Here is an 18108-nt window from a genome sequence, read left to right on the forward strand (position 1 = left end):
AAGCCCCACCACCGGAGCCTGCGCAAAACACCATGATCAGCCTGTTCGACCTTTTTAAAATCGGGATTGGCCCGTCATCATCTCACACCGTCGGCCCGATGCGTGCGGCACGGCGTTTCATCGCGCATCTCCCCACCGAACAACCCATCCACCGTATTCAAGTCATCCTCTACGGTTCACTCGCATGGACCGCTAAAGGCCACGCAACAGATACCGCCATTATGCTCGGCCTCTGGGGAGAAAGCCCTGAAACCATCAATCCTGATGATGCCCCAGCAATCCTCAACACCCTGCACGATCAGAAATACCTCACCGTTAACGCGCAACACATCGCCTTTGACCCCGAACACGATATCATCCTTGATACCGCCACCACGCCCCCTGTTCACCCCAATACCCTACAATTTAGCGCCCTCTCCATCACGGGAGAGACGCTCCTAAAAGCCCGCTTCTGCTCCGTCGGTGGTGGCTTTATTGTGCCGGAAGACCATACTGAAGGCGCAACATATACCTTACCGGACATGCCGCTCGACTTTACCAGCGGCGTCGAACTCCTCAACCGCACACAAGAGAGCAATCTCTCCATCGCAGACGTCGTCATGACCAATGAAGAAGTGCTGCGCCCTAAGGCCGAAATTACAGCTTACCTTGACCGCATCATTGACGTCATGATGGCCTGCATCAATCGCGGCCTGACCCAAAACGGCACCCTACCCGGCCGCCTCAAAGTCAAACGCCGCGCCGCCGCACTACATGAGCGGCTGCAAGCAACCACGTTCCAAAACCAAAAGCCAGCCCATGAAATCATGGATTGGGTAAGCCTCTACGCCATTGCTGTGAATGAGGAAAATGCCGCAGGCAGCCGCGTCGTAACCGCACCGACAAATGGTGCTGCAGGCGTTATTCCAGCTGTTTTACGTTATTACCGAGACCATTGCCCCCAAGCATCACAAGACGGCCTGCGAAAATTTCTCCTCACCGCTGCGGCCATTGGCGGCCTTTTCAAACTCAATGCCTCCATCTCTGGTGCAGAAGTTGGCTGCCAAGGTGAAGTTGGCGTTGCCTCCTCTATGGCCGCAGCAGGCCTCGCCGCCGCACTAGGCGCAAACCCACAACAAGTCGAAAATGCTGCCGAAATCGGTATGGAGCATCACCTCGGCATGACCTGTGACCCCATCGCAGGCTTAGTGCAAATCCCATGCATTGAACGCAATGCTTTCGGCGCCATAAAAGCCATTAATGCGGCATCACTCGCCATGCATGGGGACGGCGCACACCACGTATCCCTTGATCACGTCATTCGCACCATGGCGGAAACCGGCCGAGACATGAACCACCGCTACAAAGAAACCTCTCTCGGCGGCCTTGCGGTCAACGTCCCTGAATGTTGATTTTTAGAGGGTGTTCCGGGCTAGTCCTCATTTCATCAATGGCCGCTAAGATCTTTTACCCGTTCAAACGACCCAATAGGGGTGGCGTCTACCTCAAGCCGTCACAACACGCCAATGCACCTGCATGACCCCACATCATTCGGAAAAGTCTTAACCCAAACCACTTTCACGGAGTGGGACATAAACCACTCCAACCAATGGCCGACAGGATTATGGCCTGTTTTTCTGGCACCGTATTCGTGCCCCAGAGAGAACACGTCATCCTACACGCAAAGTAACGGGCCCCCATACAGTGCCCGTTACCCCCAAAAGCCTGTTTACCCTTACTCGCCCAGCTCCGCCTGTATCTCTACCGTCGCAGACACAACCTGCTCTTCACGGCTCGCCTGCGGCGGGGCCATAGGCGCACTACGCAAACTTAACGCCGCCATCATAGGGCGCGGCGCTCCCTCATAACCCGCATTAATCCGCACATCATGGAGCCGAATAAGCTTCAAGCCCAGCGCCTTCGCATTCTCTTCCGCCTGCGGACGAACCTTCTCCAGCGCCTCCAAACGCGCCTTCTTCAATAAGGCATCCCGTGAAGCCTGATCCAATGACCAATCTGTCCCATCAAGCATCAAGCCCTGCGCCTGCAATATGCCCGCCAACTCTAGAATACGCCCCGCATCTTCACCGCTCAGCGTAACATCCTGACGCGCAATCCAGCGCGTATGACCATGTTCCGGCGTCTCATCATCAATGGTGTAACTTCCCGCCTTGGCATCCACACCTGCCTGTCCCGAAACTGCTTTCATTGCTGCCGCAATCGACACATTCAGTGCTTTCTGCGCCCCCATTGGAGATGCGTTTTCAGACCGCGCATATAAATGCGCCGTTAGCCGCGTTGCGGGAGCCCTCACCTCATTCGTAATAGAAAAATTCAACGTCGTCATATCATGATCCTGCACAGCAGCCTCAGCACGCCCCAACAGCCCACACAATAGGCCAGCAGCACAAAGAGCACCAAAAGTGAAACGTGAATATGTCATGAGTGTCCCTGACTATGTTCCAACAGCACCAAAGCACGACGTAACCGCTCAATTCCGGCACGAAGATGGCCATTTTGGCACAATTTTACGCCATGAGCCCGCAAACGCCGCGCATCTTCCATCGCCCCAACCAAAACGCCATGAGGCTCCGCGATAATCGCATCCACATTTGAGACCAGTTGTTCACAATATTCTGGACTATCCGTAGTAACGGAAATCACACCATCACCATGATGCGGATTAGCCTGCATAAACCGACCCATCACACGCCCATCATCATTCCGAGAGAGTGTATCAACCTGCACAGAACGTACCTCCTGTGACATGATCTTAGGACTCCCCGCCACACCGAGGCTACACAAACAGAGAAAAATAAGAACATGCTTCATGGCTTATCCATTTCAGCCATCTGCGCGCCCCATAACACGAAGACCAAACGGCGCTTACAATACTGAGCGATGAACCATGACATTATATCCCCCAACATCATCACAAGATGAGCGCGGCATGAAACTTCCGTCATACGATAGACCCCTCCCGCACCAACTCACCCCCTAGAGATGGAATATATAACGTCACACCTAAGCCCGGTTTCCGATCTTGCAAAACCATACGCCCATTATGCAAAGCAACAACAGCCTGAACGAGTGATAACCCCAAGCCTGACCCCGGTGTATGACGGGCCGCCTCCGCACGAAAAAACCGCTCTGATGCACGGGCCATATCATCCGGACTCATCCCCGGCCCGGCATCCATCACTGCAATAAACACATCATTCCCGACCATCCCGGCATGCATCACCACATCCGTTCCTGATGGTGCAAATTTAATGGCATTATCCAATAAATTAGCGAGTGCTTGCTGTAATAAATGCCGGTCTCCATGCACCGGACGCACAGCATCAACACGTAATTTTAAACGCAAAGACGCTTCTTCAGCACTGGCTTCGTATAATTCCGCAAGCCCTTCCAGCAAGGGCGGCACCTCCAAATCGGTAAAGGCCGCGCGGCGTGTTCCAGCCTCCAATTGCGCAATACGCAATAACGCCTCAAAAATAGACGTCACATGGTCCAAATCAACCACAGCCCGATCCACCGCAGACCGCAGCGCCTGTTCTGACGTTGCCGTCACACTCGCCTCTTCCAAACGCGCACGCGCACGCGTAATTGGCGTCCGTAAATCATGGGCAATCGCGTTCGAAACTTGGCGCACGCCATCCATCAAACGATCAATACGCTCCAACATTTCATTCACAGTTTGACTAATTGAATCCGTTTCATTCCCCGTCAGAGGCATGCGGCGACTCAAATCTCCCCGTGCAACGGCTGCCGTCGTCCGCGCTATGGAGCCGACAACCTGCCGAAAAATCCCGCGCATTACCAAGGCCCCACCCGCCGCCAAGAGCGACACCATGATCCACGCCCAAATCAACGTATCCATCAAAACATGCCGGACCAGCTCCCGCCCATGAATATCGCGGCCAACAATCAACCCACATCCACCAGGCAAAATATAAGCATGCATCTTCGCACGGGTTCGGAAACTATCACGCTGTATCGCTAACTCATAAAAATGATCCGTCCCCGAAACGGCCGTCGGCCACCCCGGTAAATTGCCCGCATAACGCCGCCCCGTCGGGCCAACTAACAAATACAACGCGTCATCTTCAACATTATGATCCAACCGATCTTGGATCGCCCGTACAAGGCCAGCCATCCCCCCACGCTGCGCACGTTGCGCCAGATCATGCGCATCAACCTGCACAGCAACTTCCACCCGGCGCTCAATCTGCCCCGTCGTATTCCACCAGATAAACGACAAAAAAAGACCGGCGGACAGCACAAACACTGAGCCATAAGCCAGCGCAAAATTTAACCCCGCAGACCGCACGGGCCAACGGGGCTTAAAAGACTTCACTAAAAACTGAGGCACGCGCATCTCGCTTTAACCGTCAATCAGCACGTAAAATATAACCCGCATTACGGATGGTATGAATCAACGCATGGTCAAACGGCTTATCTACTTTCTGCCGCAAACGCGAAACATGCACGTCAATCACATTGGTCTGCGGGTCAAAGTGATAATCCCACACACGCTCCAACAGCATAGTCCGCGTCACAACCTGCCCCGCATGTCGAACCAAAAACTCTAATAAACGAAATTCCCGGGGTTGCAGGTCTATCTTCTCTCCACCGCGCTTTACAGTACGCGCCAACAAATCCATTTCCAGATCTGCTACCGTTAAACGTGTTTGCGGCACTACCTCCGAACGACCGCGCCGCCCCAAGGCTTCAACACGCGCCATCAACTCAGAAAACGCAAAAGGCTTGGTCACATAATCATCGCCACCCGCTTTCAGCCCAGCCACCCGATCATCCACATCAGCCAAAGCGGAAAGAAGCAGAACGGGCGTCGCGTTATTCTGTACCCGCAATGTCTCCAAAATACGTACACCATCTATGCCACCGGGCAACATACGGTCCAAAATCAGTACATCGTAGCTTTCACTGACAGCAAGGAACAAACCATCCTTGCCATTATCTGCCTCATCAACGACATGCCCGGCTTCACGCAGCCCTTTCAGCACAAAGGCGCGGACCGTAACATCGTCCTCGACCAAAAGGATACGCATAGCTCTCTCTCACTTCCCAAACGCTGGAAAATATCACCTTAACGCTTCACGACAGCAGATCAATCATCTGCCTCAGTCGGTCGGGCACCAATATGCACAACAAGATTCAAATCACCATGCCCACGCCGCACAACAAACGTCAGATCCGTACCGGGACGGGCCGCAGCGATGCTCCGCAACAACATGCGTGCACTCGTCACGGCAGCACCATCCACCTGCCGAACAATATCTCCGCCCTGAAGACCGCTCTTTTGTGCAGGCCCCCCGGCATCAACGCTAGCAATGCTCACATTCGTATCGCCATCATTCAACGTAATACCCAACCACCCATGCTCCGCATGACCAGTCCGCTCAATTTCCGCAACAACTGGCGCAACGATTTCTGACGGAATCCCAAAACCAATTCCAACAGAACCACCAGCGGGCGTCACAATCGCGGCATTAATGGCCACAACCTGCCCACGCATATTAAACGCTGGACCACCAGAATTTCCCGGATTAATCGGCGCATCTAACTGGATGAAATCATCCAAAGATCCAATACCCAGATCCCGCCCCGCAGCAGATACGATACCCGCCGTTACAGATGAACCAAACCCAAAAGGGTTACCCGCCACCAAAATCCAGTCTCCAATATCCGTCTGGCGTGAATCTCCCCATGTGACATAAGGCAAAGGCTCAGGACTCTCGACCTTAATGACCGCGATATCGGTCAGTGGATCAGCACCCAATAAATGGGCAGGAAGTTCCAACCCATTTGATAATGATACCACCACGCGCCCATTATCACCCACAACGTGGCGGTTCGTGACGATAATACCCGTTGGATCAACAATAAACCCTGAGCCTGCTCCCACCATTTCCTCAGAGGCACGCTTCATTTTATCATGATACCGCTTTTCAAGGGGGGTCCCACGAATTTGCGGCGGCGTATGGTCATGCCCATCCTGCGCTAATTGGGTCGTCGCGATGTTCACAACAGCCGGAATAACTTGGCGCACCAAGGGTGCAAACGTCAGGGGCGCATACTTTACCAACAAGGGCGGCAGAGCCGATGAAACCTCTGGTGCTGCTGGCTGAATAGGTATCCCTTGCGCATCCGTGCTTTCCCCCGCCACTGGCTGCTCTCCCACAAGGAGGGGAGAGACTGAACCCGCCACCGGCACAGAAGGCGACACCTCTTTGAGCGAGACAGACGCTGAAGAGGAGGGATGAATCCCAAGTCGTGCATGATCCAGTGCAAGTACCCCCGCCAAAGTGACAACGGCAGCACTAGCTCCCCCAATAACGGCGGAAAGAAAAGCGCGGTTCACAGACATTCAAGCAACGTATTGTTCATCCGGCAACCGTACCACACAGTTTTCAAGATTCACAAAACCCGTTTCTTCATTACTCTATAAAAACAACGCTTTTCTCTAAGGGCACCTCGAAAAGAGTGCCCTTAGAAGGCAAAATATATCCCTTACAAGCCCACAGCCTTCTGAGCTCGGTACATATCCGCCACAATATAAGGTCCAGAAGCCACGATCTGCACCTCCAAAGCCCAGATACCCTCTTGCATCGTAGCCGGCAGATCAATCCGCCCCGCACCAGACGTCCAACGCACTTCCGAGTGCTCACAAGCATGCCAGCCTAATACTTCAACATCCGTACGATACCCCGTAAGATCTTGCTTACCATCCAAACCGTGCAGCGTAATAGCCGCAACCCCAACGCCTAAACGACGGCGGTCATCACAGAAAGGGCCAACATAATCACACGGGCGTGACACGCGTGACAGCAATTCAACAAATGCCGTCCCCGCTGGCAGGCGGAAAAACACACTACCCTCCACACGGCGCAATACGTCCAATGTCGTGCCCGTATCTGTACGCAGCATTAAACCAGCATCATGCGTCAACGACAGCGATTCAACCGGTGCAAAACCCAGCTCATCTGCTCGTACTTCCAACATACGGAAGAGTGGTTCCACCCGCTCCATAGCGCACGCCAAAGGTGCCGCTGCATCATGCTCCCATGTTTTCGCTGGGCTACCACCAATACTCACCACATGGCCACATTGCTCAAAGCTATGACGATTTCCCGTGTTCAAATAGCTTTCCGTAAGAGCACCATTCGCACGGATAATCGTGTGGTTTTCCGTCTCAATATGATAGTACTGATACGACATAATAGAGCGATCGTAGGAAATAGTGCGCCCATTGACCAACATACGCACTGGCACGAAAACGCCATCCAGCAACATGCAATGCTCAGATGTCACCAACAAATCGTCACGTGGCACACCGGGAGCAATGGCGTTCTTCGCTATACGTACAGGATAGCCTGCTTCATCATCGAATAAACCAACCTCAACACTCGCCTGCCGCTGCCCTACCCACTGAACAGCCCGCCCTACGGCATGCCGCCCTTCAGGGTCATACGCCATCACCACATCACCAATCACAATATCTTCGACGAGCTTGAACCCACTCCCGGTCTCAATTGAAGCACCTGCGAGAAAGCATTTACGGAGATATGTATTGCCATCGTCATAAAAAATGTTGAGCGGGTTATTTACACCGTTCAACGTATCATAGCTTCCCGACTGAAGAGAAACCCCTTTTGCTAACTGCGCCTCATAAACACCTAAAACATTATTGCCACTGTATAGCGTGACGCGAACGGTATCATGCTTAAGGTTTTTAATGCTGTAAGACGTCACTGGCTGGATTGTATTTTGTAATTCAATTGTAGAATTACCAGGATCATAATTCAGAATAGATGTGTGACTTAAATCTATAACACTCTGCTTACTATTAATTACAAGAGTTCCACCACCTTCACCAAATCGAATACTTGATTTGCTATCAACCGAGAATACCTCTGTATCAACCTGAAATGAGCCACCGTCACTTAAGGTAACATGTAAATGATTTCCAATATCTGCGACATCATTATATTTTACATTCCCACCCACCACATAGATATTGGTATCCAAATCAGCCAAAATACCTAAATTAATAATTGTATTACCACCAATATAAAATGTTTCTCCACCGGACAGTAAGTTTATAGACCCTGTCGAGTTAGGCAGACTGACATAAACTGTCCCCGGGCCACCAATATCATCTATGCTCTGATCATCGAAAACAATGCCATCTGGTACGCCGTTATATAAAACATGACCAAAAGAATTAACGACCTGAACAGTGAAGTCATCACCAAACCAGTCATCATTTTCGATAACATTATAAGAAGATCCGGAGTTTGTAAAAAAAGATCCAGAATACATATTTAAATCCTATATAAATAGCGTGTATTAATTATATAAAAAATAAAATAATAACCAACCACACAACCAATACACAGCAACAATCCATCAACATATTACAAACACAACACATTTAAATACGTGTCAAATTTTTTATAAAAATAACGAAATAGTTAATGGAAATTTTTAATAAACAGTTTCCATGGTTATATGATTAATTTAAAAATAACGGGCAGTAAGTTTATTTTGACACTTCGATCATTTTAACGACACATGCGCTGGATTCGCTGGCCATTCATGCTTAGGGTACCGACCACGCATATCCCGACGCATATCCGCCCAAGCCCCTGCCCAGAAACCCGACAAATCACTCGTAATGGCCTGTGGCCGCCCTGCTGGCGACAACAAGGCGCACTGCAACTTCACACGCCCGTCCATTAATAACGGCAGCGCATTGGTTCCGTAAAAAGCTTGGGCACGTGCAGACACCGTTGGAACAGGCGCTGTGTAATCAATCTCATGCGTCGTTTTCTTTAACGCCAACCGTGCGGGCAAAACACGATCCAACCACTGCATAACATCATAGGGAAGCAACGCACGCACAACAGACAAAATATCAATTTCTTTTACCTGCGTCAGCCGATCCATTCCCGCCAAATAAGGCTCCAACCACCCCAAATCCGCGCATAAAGCCGCATCAGACACGTCCTGCACATGCTCAGCTCCATGCGCACGCGCCCAAGAAACACGCGCCTGAAATTGCCGTACAGCATCATTCCACTGTAGACACCGCATCGGATCAGCCGCCACCTGTTGCAAAAGCATAGCCTGCGCTTCATCCGGCGTAATCTCTGTATTACGGTCACGCAAAACGAGCGCACCAAGACGCAAACGCCGCCGTGCAATAATCCGACCAGACGCTCCATCAACGCTCGTCTCAACCTGCTCCACAGCACGGTCTAACAAAGATTTTGGCAAATCCTGTCCATTCAATGGAGCCGCCAAAGTAATTTCTGTGGCCGTGCGTGTATGAAAAGAGGCCGCAGCCAACAATTTTTCACGCGCCAAGTCATCTGACACGGACAAACGGGCGCTACCACCACCCGCCAAACGAAAACGCCCTAAGGCTCCAGCCGCCTGCGCCACACGATCCGGAAAGCCCGCAGCAATCAAGGCCCCTGCACAAGCGCCATCAGGCGATAAACGTTCATCCCGCTCCCCCATACGGCGCAGAAAACGTCGCGCGGACAGCCTAATCATACGTACACCAAAACCGCCCGCCTTCTCGCCCATAGCTGGGTCTAAAAGCGCCAAGCGTGCCCGAATATCCACACCCACATGCCGCTCTCCCGGCGCTGGCGTGGCATTTGGCCGGGCCCGTAACGGGTCACGCTCCTCAAGCAGCGCCGCCAAATATGCCGCCGTCACACGTTCCGTACGTGTTCGCGCTGCACACAACATCGCGGCCAAACGCGGATGCGTCCCCAAAGACACCATACGCTGCCCCAAAGCCGTGATCTTTCCGGCATCATCCACAGCTCCAAGATCACACAATAACGCTCCGCCTGCGGCGAACACGCCCGCAGGCGGAGCATCCAGCAAAGGCAAAGCCTCAACGGGCGTGCCCATCGCCTCACGCCACGCCGCCGCGACCAAGGCAAAATCCGTCAAATCTGCCACCAGAATCTCGGGCATATCTTGCGGCCGTAAACCACGCTGCGTCGCTTCAGACCATAACCGCACTGCCACACCCGGCGCTTGCCTTCCCGCACGCCCTGCACGTTGCGTCGCCGTAGCGCGTGAAATCCGCAGCGTCTCCAAACGAGACAGGCCCGTATTTGGATCTAATCGTGGCGCACGCCGCACCCCACCATCAATAACAATCCGTACGCCCGCAACCGTTACCGACGTTTCCGCAATCGAGGTCGCCAACACAACACGCCGCATCTCCGACGGAGCCAAAGCCAAATCCTGCTCAGCCGTGTCCTGTTCTCCATGCAATGGGAAAACCGGAAGCCCCTCTAAAAGCCCCTGCGTCCGACGGATCTCTCCCACACCCGGCAGGAAGACCAAAATATCTCCCTCCTCTTCTACCCAAACCTGCCGGACAGCCTGCGCACACGCCGCAGGCAAATCACGCGGATGCAGCACATCGCGCGTATAGCGCACATCAATCGGATAATGCCGCCCTTCACTCTCAATCAACTCGGCCTGCAACAAATCCGTAAATGCACGCCCATCCGGCGTGGCGGACATCGCCACCAGCCGTAATTCCGGCCGTAAAGTTCTTTGTATATCCAAACAACAAGCAAGAGCCGCATCCAAGTCCAAAGACCGCTCATGCACTTCGTCAAAAAGAACAGCGCCAACCCCTTCCAATAAAGGGTCAGCCAATAAACGACGAAGTAAAAGCCCTTCCGTCACCACCTCAATGCGTGTCACTGCTGAAATGGCTGAATCCGTCCGCGTCCGAAAACCAACCGTCTCTCCGGCCTTTTCTCCTAGGGAAGACGCCATACGATAGGCCGCGTTACGCACGGCCACACGTCGCGGCTCAACCAGCAGGATCTTCTGTTCCCCCAACCAATCAGCATCACGCAAGGCCAAAGGCGCTACTGTCGTTTTACCAGCACCGGGCGGCGCGACCAAAACAACATTCTGCCCCCGTGCCAAAACAGCCTTAAACGGAGAGAGAACGTCAACAATAGGAAGATCGGGGAATACCAACGCCTATGACCCAATACTGCACAGAATAAATAATTTTCGCAGAAACATAAAAAGCCCATGCATTAAGCGCAAACGTAAAGCGCTACATACACAGGCTCACATAGCCCACCATCACTATGCCGGTGCCGCTTTATTTCAAAGGAAAACCCAAACGATTCAACACAGAGCGAATCACATGACGCCCACCCAAACCGCGTAACGTCTCCATACGCTCAGAAACCGTGACGGACCAACGCCGGGACGATAAACCTTGCTCTTGTTGATACGCATCTGCGCGCTCATCGTAGCCAGTAACCGCGCCTAGATCTTCCGCATTATAACGCTCACGATGCACCACCGCATCCTGCCCCAAACGGGGTTTAAAACCGTTCTGATGCGCCTGATCAGGCTGCCCCACACAGAGCCCAACCACAGCCACACAGCGCGGCGGCAAGCCTAATAACGCAGCCACCTCTTCAGGATGGTTCCGAAGACCGCCAATATACACCGTCCCCAAGCCCATGGACTCAAACGCAACCACCGCATTTTGCGCGGCAATGCCCGTGTCCAACGTTGCCATCAAGAAGGTTTCTTCAAAATCCAACGCTTCAGCCGAAAGGCCACGGCGCTGCGCAATCCGCTCCAAACGCGATAAATCGACCACCCACGCCAGAAAAACGGGCGCTACCGCAATATGCTTCTGCCCGCCCGATAACTCAGCCAAACATGCGCGTGTCTGCGCATCTTCCACCACAACCACAGACCATGTCTGTAAATTGCTTGATGTCGCGGCAGACGATGCTGCCGCAATACCCACTTCCAACGCCCCTTCAGGCAAAGGCGTCGGCAGATAATTCCGCACCGAATGATGCGCCATCAACGTGCGTAGAACTGGATTATCCGGCAAGGTCACCACAGGTTCTTGCCGATAGCGTGTCTGCCAAAGTGTTTTCATGTCAGCCACCATCCTACGCACTCCAGAGTATTACTGTATCAATCGTCGTAAGAAATGAGCGAATTTACCGGCACATCCAGCTTATCACGGCCTTTCAGCGCGGTCAGTTCAATCATCACACTCGCACCAACAACTTCAGCGCCCGCTTTGCGCAGCAATTCAACAGATGCCGCCAGCGTACCACCCGTTGCCAACAAATCATCGAGCACAACAACGCGTTGACCCGGTACAATCGCGTCCTTCTGAATATGGAGTTCGTCCTCACCATATTCGAGACCATATTTCAAAGAAATCGTCTCACCCGGCAGCTTGCCCGGCTTACGCAGCATGGTGAAACCCGTACCCAAACGCTGTGCAATGGGTGCTGCTGTCAAGAAACCACGGCTTTCAATACCTGCCAGCAAATCCGGCTTCCACGTCCCGATCAGACGCGCCAAACGGCCGGTTGCCACTTGCCACGCTTCTGCCGAGCGGATCAGCGTTGAGATGTCATAAAACAGGATACCCGGCTTCGGGAAATCAGGGATTTCACGGATATATTTCTTGAGATCAAGCGGCGCAGGCTCTTGGAATGACATGGACGGACCTTTCTATCATCGGCCGCAGACCACCCAGACACCGCCAGAGCGATACCTTAAGCGACCGCCCACGGGCCTCGTTTTGGAAAATCGGCTTACTGCTCTAGGGGACCCGCCTGCTTAACTCAAGTAAGAACTCACATTCCCTTATGAAATCGCTGCCCGTGCAGATGCAATAGCCTCTAAAAGTGCCACCTTCCGAAAGGGCTTCGGCAATTGCACAATGCCATCCTCCAGCACTGCCGCCACATCATAATCACCCGAAATCACAACAACCGCGAGGGCCGAATGCTCATCACGCAACGCACGCGCAAGGTCTTCCCCCGTCTCTCCACCATCCAGATTACGGTCCGTAATCATCACGAGCACCACCTCACCAGCCGCCGCACGCGCCGCAAAACCAGCCCGCGCCTCCTCAGCAGAAGAAACCTGCCACACCACCCAGCCTTCACGCTTCAGGACTGTCGTGACCACCAATGCAATGGACGAATCATCCTCGACCAAACAAACAGACAGCGCCTCACTCATCGCATGTTATCCTTCTGACCCTTGTAACCCCACACCGCCAACCCAGCCGCCACAACATACGCCCCTAACAAAACAAGCGCGAGAGAGACACCAACGTTGTGTGCGAACAAACCAAACAGCGCAGAGGCAGAAGCACCACACACATATTGTGTCGTACCCACCAAAGCCGCAGCAGACCCCGCCTGCCCTTCCTGCGCCGAAAGTGCTGTCGCCATCGCGTTTGGCGCCACAATTCCCCCCGGAGCCAAACAGAAAAACAACGCCACAATCATCGGCGCCAGCCACATAGCAGGATAAGCCCCCGCCACAGCCCCATGTGTTGCCGCAAGGCTAATCACTAGGGCCGCACTGGCCCCCACTAAAGCACAGATCACCGCACCTATCATCAAACGCGCACCACGCACGCGCCCAACCAACGCACCATTCACAGCAGAAGCCCCAATAGCCCCCACTGCAAAGACCCCAAACAACATGCCATAATGCGCAGGGTTCATTCCAAAGCGCCCTTCAAATAATTCCGGCGCAGCGCTCAAATAGGTGAATGTCACAACACCCAAACAGCCCCAAATCAACGTATGGCTGGTAAAACTCGGGGAACGAAAAATCGCCCTGTACCGGCGGAGCAACACCGTGGGACGCAAATCACCCCGTAATGACGGAGACAATGTTTCGGGAAAAAATACTGCCACCAACACTGTGCACAAAGCACCAAAAACAACCGTTGCCCAGAAGATCATGCGCCAATCCACATAATGCAGCGCAAGACCACCCAGCATTGGCGCAAGAATAGGCACCGCCCCCTGAATCACCGTCAAGCGGGACATCAACCGAGAGGAAGCATCCCCAACGGTTAAATCACGAATACACGCATTCGGCACAACCAGCCCAGCCGAAGCCATGATCGCAGCAAATACACGCCACACGCACATCACCGTCATGTCGGAAGAAAGCGCGCAACCAATCTCACCAATCGTGTAGCCCGCCATTCCCACCAATACCGGCAGCTTACGCCCGAACCGATCCGATAACGGCCCCATACTGATCTGACCGATAGCCAGCCCCAACACCCACGCGGCCATCGTTAAGCTACCCGCCCCCGGCGCACCGTGAAGTTCCTGCTCCATCTGGGGCATAGCAGGCAAATATACATCTGTAGAAACTGGGCCAACCGCCGTCAAAGCGCCCAATAATAACGGAAGCCAAGCCGGAATAGCATCGCCTCGTTCAAGCGTTTTGACACGGCCAGCCATAGCACTCTCCTATACAACCCAAATATATAAAATCGACCTCAGAGCACATCATTGTCCCGGGCACCATAACGCAACAAAATGACGCCCAAGACCCCAGACAACACAAATAACGCACCCGCCAAGAATAATTGCACCCAGTGCCCGAACTGTGTCCCACTACCAATTAAAGCGAATACAACCGTCTGCGGCAGGCCGCCCAACCCCGTCGCCACTGCAAACGGCAGCGCTGGCACTTCAAATAAGCCAGACGCCAAAGAAACCAATACAGCAGACCCTACTGGCATCAAACGCAACATCAACACCGCACCAAAAGGCTGACGGTGCAAAACACGCACCACCGTCTTATAACGATGATCCAAGCGCGCCCGCAGACCATGACGCGCCTTCACTGGCGCCAAGAAACGTGCCCACCCATACGCCAGAAGCGCCCCACATACATACGCTATGGATGAAAGGCCAACACCAGACCACACACCAAAAGCCAACCCAGACGCCGCACATAACGCCTGCCGCGGCAAGCCCAACGCGCTATAAGGCACAGCCAGCACTAAAAACCACACAACCGCATAAGGCGTCTCCCGCCAATGCGGCGCACTCACCAATAAACGATGTACAAACGGCAGCTTTTGCAGCAACGCTACAAACACCAAAACAGCCGCAATACTCAACACCAAACGCAGCACAAACTGCCACGACAATGCCCTATTGGCGGACATTGTATCAGATGGCGGTGACACTGGCGTCTCAGGAGAGTGAGGTAAAACAGTCATCATTGCCCCATACCAGCCACCCGAAAGATGACCAACCCTTTACCCGGCCTCAACACGCCCATCACGTCATTGCGACCACATCTTGAAAGCACTTGATCTCTACAAACATTCAGCGCTGTAAAAACACGAGAACATGACCCGAAAGGTTTCCCTCATGACCAAATCACTCTACGCCACCATGACCGCACGCCCCGGACAGAAAGACACATTACAGGGCCTGCTCACGGACCTCGCCACACATGTCCGTGGGGAACCCGGCTGTGAACGCTTTGTTGTCTATACACTGGCCGAAAACCCAGATCTCTTCCATGTCGAAGAAACATATAAAGATGATGCAGCCTTCGCCGCGCACATGGCGACAGAACACGGCAAGACATTCAACAAAGCCATTGAAAACCTTGTCGAAGGGGGTGGATCAACGGTCGTCTTTCTTAATCACATCGCTTAACCTGCCCCAACACAAGCACGCGGCTTATAATAAACCGCGTGCTTTAATCATGGCATAAGCAGCAACACTTACCATGCACTTGATATCGCCCCGTGCAATCATGGCTTCGAACTCCGCCAGGGGCATATCATGCGTCGTAATATCTTGTTCCGTCTCTTCCAAATCCGTGGCCCCACGTGTCAAATTCCGTGCGAGATAGACTTGTCCCTTCTGATTCGAATAGCCGGCCCCCTGATACATCGTACCAGCATGTATCATCTCCCCTGCGCGCAAGCCGGTTTCTTCACGCAGCTCTCCAAGCGCTAATTCACCGGGATCAACATTGTCTTTCGTTTCCCAGCACCCCATAGGGAGCTCCCACATCCGCTCACCCACCGGATAACGGAATTGCTGAATTAGCGTTACGCTCCCATCCGTATGTAGAGGCAAAATCACTACAAATTCTGAACGATCCACCACTCCATATAAGCCCTGCTTACCATTCGGATGGATAATCACGTCCTCCCGCACTGCCGTCCACGGGTTGCTATAGGCAACACGGCTCGACACCGTTTGAAAACCCGCTAAACGCCGTCCCTCTTCAATCATTTTATCAACGGCCATAACACCATTATCCTTAAAAAAATTATATCCATAATAGATGGGATAATACATCATTTTTTTATTTTATATAAAAAAATACAAATAATTAAATTTATAAAAATACTTCATATATAAAATACTAGCATTGATGTTCACAAAATATTTTCAATAATTTAGTGAAACAATATCGGTTAACTCAATAATTATCTATCTGTATTTTTATAAAAATGCATGAATCGTATACGCTATACGGCGCAGGCGCCAAACGCCTGCGCCGCACAATATCAACCCTGCGAGGCCTCAGCGCCTAACAGAGCTTCATACTCAGCAGGAACACCGCAGAAGGTGATAACATCAGCAGAGACGAGGTCATAATGAACGCGCTTTCCCTCCTGAATCAGGTGATTATAAAGAGGAGCAACATACAGCTCCGGCGCTGAAGGAGAAGCACGCTCCTGCTCTAAAGCACGTAAAAAATCATCTGTACGCGCGAAATGGTAGAGACCATCACAACACAAGTCAGAAATCGGCTTTTTCTCAGCCGTTTCTAATGCAACAGGCTCATGGGCATCATCCGCCGGCTTAACATAGGACCAGTTCGCCCCTTCACCGCGAAAAACTTCAAGGTAACCATCGGATTGCGTAAACCACGGTGCCGCAGGGAAAACGAAATCTCGACGGAACGTATCGATATTAAAGATCGTAAGTGGCGTTGCTGCGTCAACCTTGGCCGCACGCAGGCCAAGCTCCACCGTCTCAGCTTGGCCGGATGTTTCACAATCGAGAATAACAACGCGAACATCCGCGATCTTAAGGCGCGCTGTTGAGGCCCGAATAAAAGCTTCCGTATCGTGAACCGAGCGCGCAATAAATAAGAACGGCACTGTGTCAAACAAGGCCGAAAAGCCAGATATTGCGTGATCGAAAACGGTTTGCCCCCCGAGCGGAAGCATATATTTAGGGCGATCATAGCCCGCACGTGTAAAACGGCTGGACAACCCAGCCATAGGAATGACGATCATGCTGAGGCTCCGTCTAAAGCTGTGAACAGACGTAAGGCGTTAGCGATAAAGGCTTGTTGACGATCTGGTCGATCGGCATGCAAAGGCAACATTGAGAGGAATAAGCTGATCGTCATTGCGCGTATGTCATCAGCAGCGACTGCGAAACCACCGATTGTCATTTCGCTGAAATACCCTTGCATCCAAGTACGCTGGGATGAACGCTCAAAGGTCAGATCATAGGCGTAATTTCGATCCCACTGCATGTCATAACGCCCTGCGAGGATCATATCATAAAGTCCATCCACTGAATGAGCGAACTTAGCGATGTCATAACGCAAGTCACCATAAGGTTCATGTGCGCCATCGAATACATAACCACGCGGGTCAATAACCGAAATCCGACTACTGCGCGAGTTATAAAGGATATTACTGAAACAGAAATCCCCGTGCATGAACGTCGTTTGCGCCGATGAATCAAATGTTATGAGCGGCGCTACCTGTTCCGCCAGTCCCAACAAGGACGGCATGGCCCTTCCAGCATAAGAGAGTGGCCGCGAAACATCAAAACCCGTTTCACGTGCAAAACGTTCAATGCGATCAAACGTCTTCTTACCAACCAATTGCTGAGTATACGTGTCACGCGGGTGTGGTCCCGGAGACTGAGCGCAAAGCTCAAGAAACTCAACACAAGACGCTAGAATTTTTCGCCAAGATGTACGGCCAATTTCAGAAAATACATACAATTCAGAAAGATTAGGCGCGTACTGATACTCTGTGGTGTAAAAAGCACGCTCACCATCCCGGCCATGATCAAGCAACCGTGCGGTAAAGGGCCTAACGGCAGGCGGCACACTGTCCAACCACTTGGCTTCGGCATCCATCTTGAAGGTATCAGCCGAAATTTTGCGTACACTATTCGCTGTAATTTGAAGGGAATTAAAAGCACGCGCTGTGGTTACAAGACGGCGTGAACCAAAAGG

The 18108-nt window shown here is 52.4% G+C and carries 17 protein-coding genes and 1 pseudogene; 2 read left to right on the forward strand and 16 right to left on the reverse strand.

The features are described 5' to 3' along the window. Positions 1 to 32 precede the first annotated feature (32 nt). Entirely contained in the window at positions 33 to 1391 is a 1359-nt protein-coding gene (locus NTH01S_RS06205; protein ID WP_068171104.1) for an L-serine ammonia-lyase, read from the forward strand. Between the two features lie 323 nt (positions 1392 to 1714). On the opposite strand, the gene NTH01S_RS06210 is transcribed toward NTH01S_RS06205, so the two are convergent. The 13 genes from NTH01S_RS06210 to NTH01S_RS06265 form a co-directional block, all read right to left on the reverse strand. After that, entirely contained in the window at positions 1715 to 2422 is a 708-nt protein-coding gene (locus tag NTH01S_RS06210; protein ID WP_068171107.1) for an SIMPL domain-containing protein, read from the reverse strand. Continuing rightward, the gene (locus tag NTH01S_RS11580; protein ID WP_174523607.1) at positions 2419 to 2748 is read right to left on the reverse strand and encodes a hypothetical protein; all 330 of its coding nucleotides are present in this window, start codon (positions 2746 to 2748) and stop codon (positions 2419 to 2421) included. Before NTH01S_RS11580 ends, NTH01S_RS06210 begins: the two co-directional genes overlap by 4 nt. Positions 2749 to 2807: 59 nt before the next feature. After that, entirely contained in the window at positions 2808 to 2945 is a 138-nt protein-coding gene (locus NTH01S_RS11755; protein WP_157070888.1) for a hypothetical protein, read from the reverse strand. After that, a complete protein-coding gene (locus NTH01S_RS06220) occupies positions 2942 to 4354 on the reverse strand; it encodes a sensor histidine kinase (protein ID WP_245642227.1) in 1413 nt (470 codons plus the stop codon). The genes NTH01S_RS11755 and NTH01S_RS06220 overlap by 4 nt, the downstream gene beginning before the upstream one ends. Positions 4355 to 4373: 19 nt before the next feature. After that, entirely contained in the window at positions 4374 to 5054 is a 681-nt protein-coding gene (locus NTH01S_RS06225; protein ID WP_068171115.1) for a winged helix-turn-helix domain-containing protein, read from the reverse strand. A gap of 59 nt (positions 5055 to 5113) precedes the next feature. Further along, positions 5114 to 6367, reverse strand: coding sequence for a S1C family serine protease (locus NTH01S_RS06230; RefSeq protein WP_068171154.1), 1254 nt, complete (start codon positions 6365 to 6367; stop codon positions 5114 to 5116). A 149-nt stretch (positions 6368 to 6516) separates the two neighbouring features. Next, a complete protein-coding gene (locus NTH01S_RS06235; RefSeq protein WP_068171119.1) occupies positions 6517 to 8328 on the reverse strand; it encodes a Hint domain-containing protein in 1812 nt (603 codons plus the stop codon). A gap of 237 nt (positions 8329 to 8565) precedes the next feature. Continuing rightward, a complete protein-coding gene (gene hrpB / locus NTH01S_RS06240; RefSeq protein WP_169802049.1) occupies positions 8566 to 11034 on the reverse strand; it encodes an ATP-dependent helicase HrpB in 2469 nt (822 codons plus the stop codon). A gap of 130 nt (positions 11035 to 11164) precedes the next feature. Further along, positions 11165 to 11968 carry an NADPH-dependent oxidoreductase gene (locus tag NTH01S_RS06245; protein ID WP_370664307.1) on the reverse strand — a complete coding sequence of 268 codons (804 nt, stop codon included), beginning with the start codon at positions 11966 to 11968 and terminating at the stop codon, positions 11165 to 11167. Positions 11969 to 12006: 38 nt separating this feature from the next. Continuing rightward, complete coding sequence (locus NTH01S_RS06250) at positions 12007 to 12546, reverse strand: adenine phosphoribosyltransferase (RefSeq protein ID WP_068171124.1); 540 nt, start codon at positions 12544 to 12546, stop codon at positions 12007 to 12009. 147 nt (positions 12547 to 12693) lie between these two features. After that, the gene (locus NTH01S_RS06255) at positions 12694 to 13074 is read right to left on the reverse strand and encodes a response regulator (RefSeq protein WP_245642229.1); all 381 of its coding nucleotides are present in this window, start codon (positions 13072 to 13074) and stop codon (positions 12694 to 12696) included. Next, the gene (locus tag NTH01S_RS06260; RefSeq protein WP_068171127.1) at positions 13071 to 14324 is read right to left on the reverse strand and encodes a multidrug effflux MFS transporter; all 1254 of its coding nucleotides are present in this window, start codon (positions 14322 to 14324) and stop codon (positions 13071 to 13073) included. The genes NTH01S_RS06255 and NTH01S_RS06260 overlap by 4 nt, the downstream gene beginning before the upstream one ends. A gap of 38 nt (positions 14325 to 14362) precedes the next feature. Then, positions 14363 to 15097: a TVP38/TMEM64 family protein gene (locus NTH01S_RS06265; protein WP_245642230.1), complete on the reverse strand. Its 735-nt coding sequence runs from the start codon at positions 15095 to 15097 to the stop codon at positions 14363 to 14365. Between the two features lie 151 nt (positions 15098 to 15248). Between NTH01S_RS06265 and NTH01S_RS06270 the strand changes: the two genes are divergently transcribed. After that, on the forward strand, positions 15249 to 15542 hold the full coding sequence (locus NTH01S_RS06270) for a putative quinol monooxygenase (RefSeq protein WP_068171167.1): 294 nt from the start codon (positions 15249 to 15251) through the stop codon (positions 15540 to 15542). Between the two features lie 24 nt (positions 15543 to 15566). Here NTH01S_RS06270 and NTH01S_RS06275 read toward each other — a convergent pair whose 3' ends face one another. From NTH01S_RS06275 to NTH01S_RS11870, 3 genes and pseudogenes are all read right to left on the reverse strand, one after another. Further along, the gene (locus NTH01S_RS06275; protein ID WP_068171169.1) at positions 15567 to 16145 is read right to left on the reverse strand and encodes an NUDIX domain-containing protein; all 579 of its coding nucleotides are present in this window, start codon (positions 16143 to 16145) and stop codon (positions 15567 to 15569) included. Positions 16146 to 16408: 263 nt separating this feature from the next. After that, positions 16409 to 17146 (reverse strand): glycosyltransferase family 2 protein, encoded by a 738-nt coding sequence (locus NTH01S_RS06280; RefSeq protein WP_068171131.1) that lies wholly within the window; start codon positions 17144 to 17146, stop codon positions 16409 to 16411. Continuing rightward, positions 17143 to 18108 (reverse strand): annotated as a pseudogene (locus NTH01S_RS11870) (capsular biosynthesis protein); the annotation flags it as partial. The gene NTH01S_RS06280 and the pseudogene NTH01S_RS11870, both read right to left, overlap by 4 nt.

Origin of the sequence: Neokomagataea thailandica NBRC 106555, from assembly GCF_001598495.1 — a bacterium.
GTDB lineage: Bacteria > Pseudomonadota > Alphaproteobacteria > Acetobacterales > Acetobacteraceae > Gluconobacter > Gluconobacter thailandicus_A.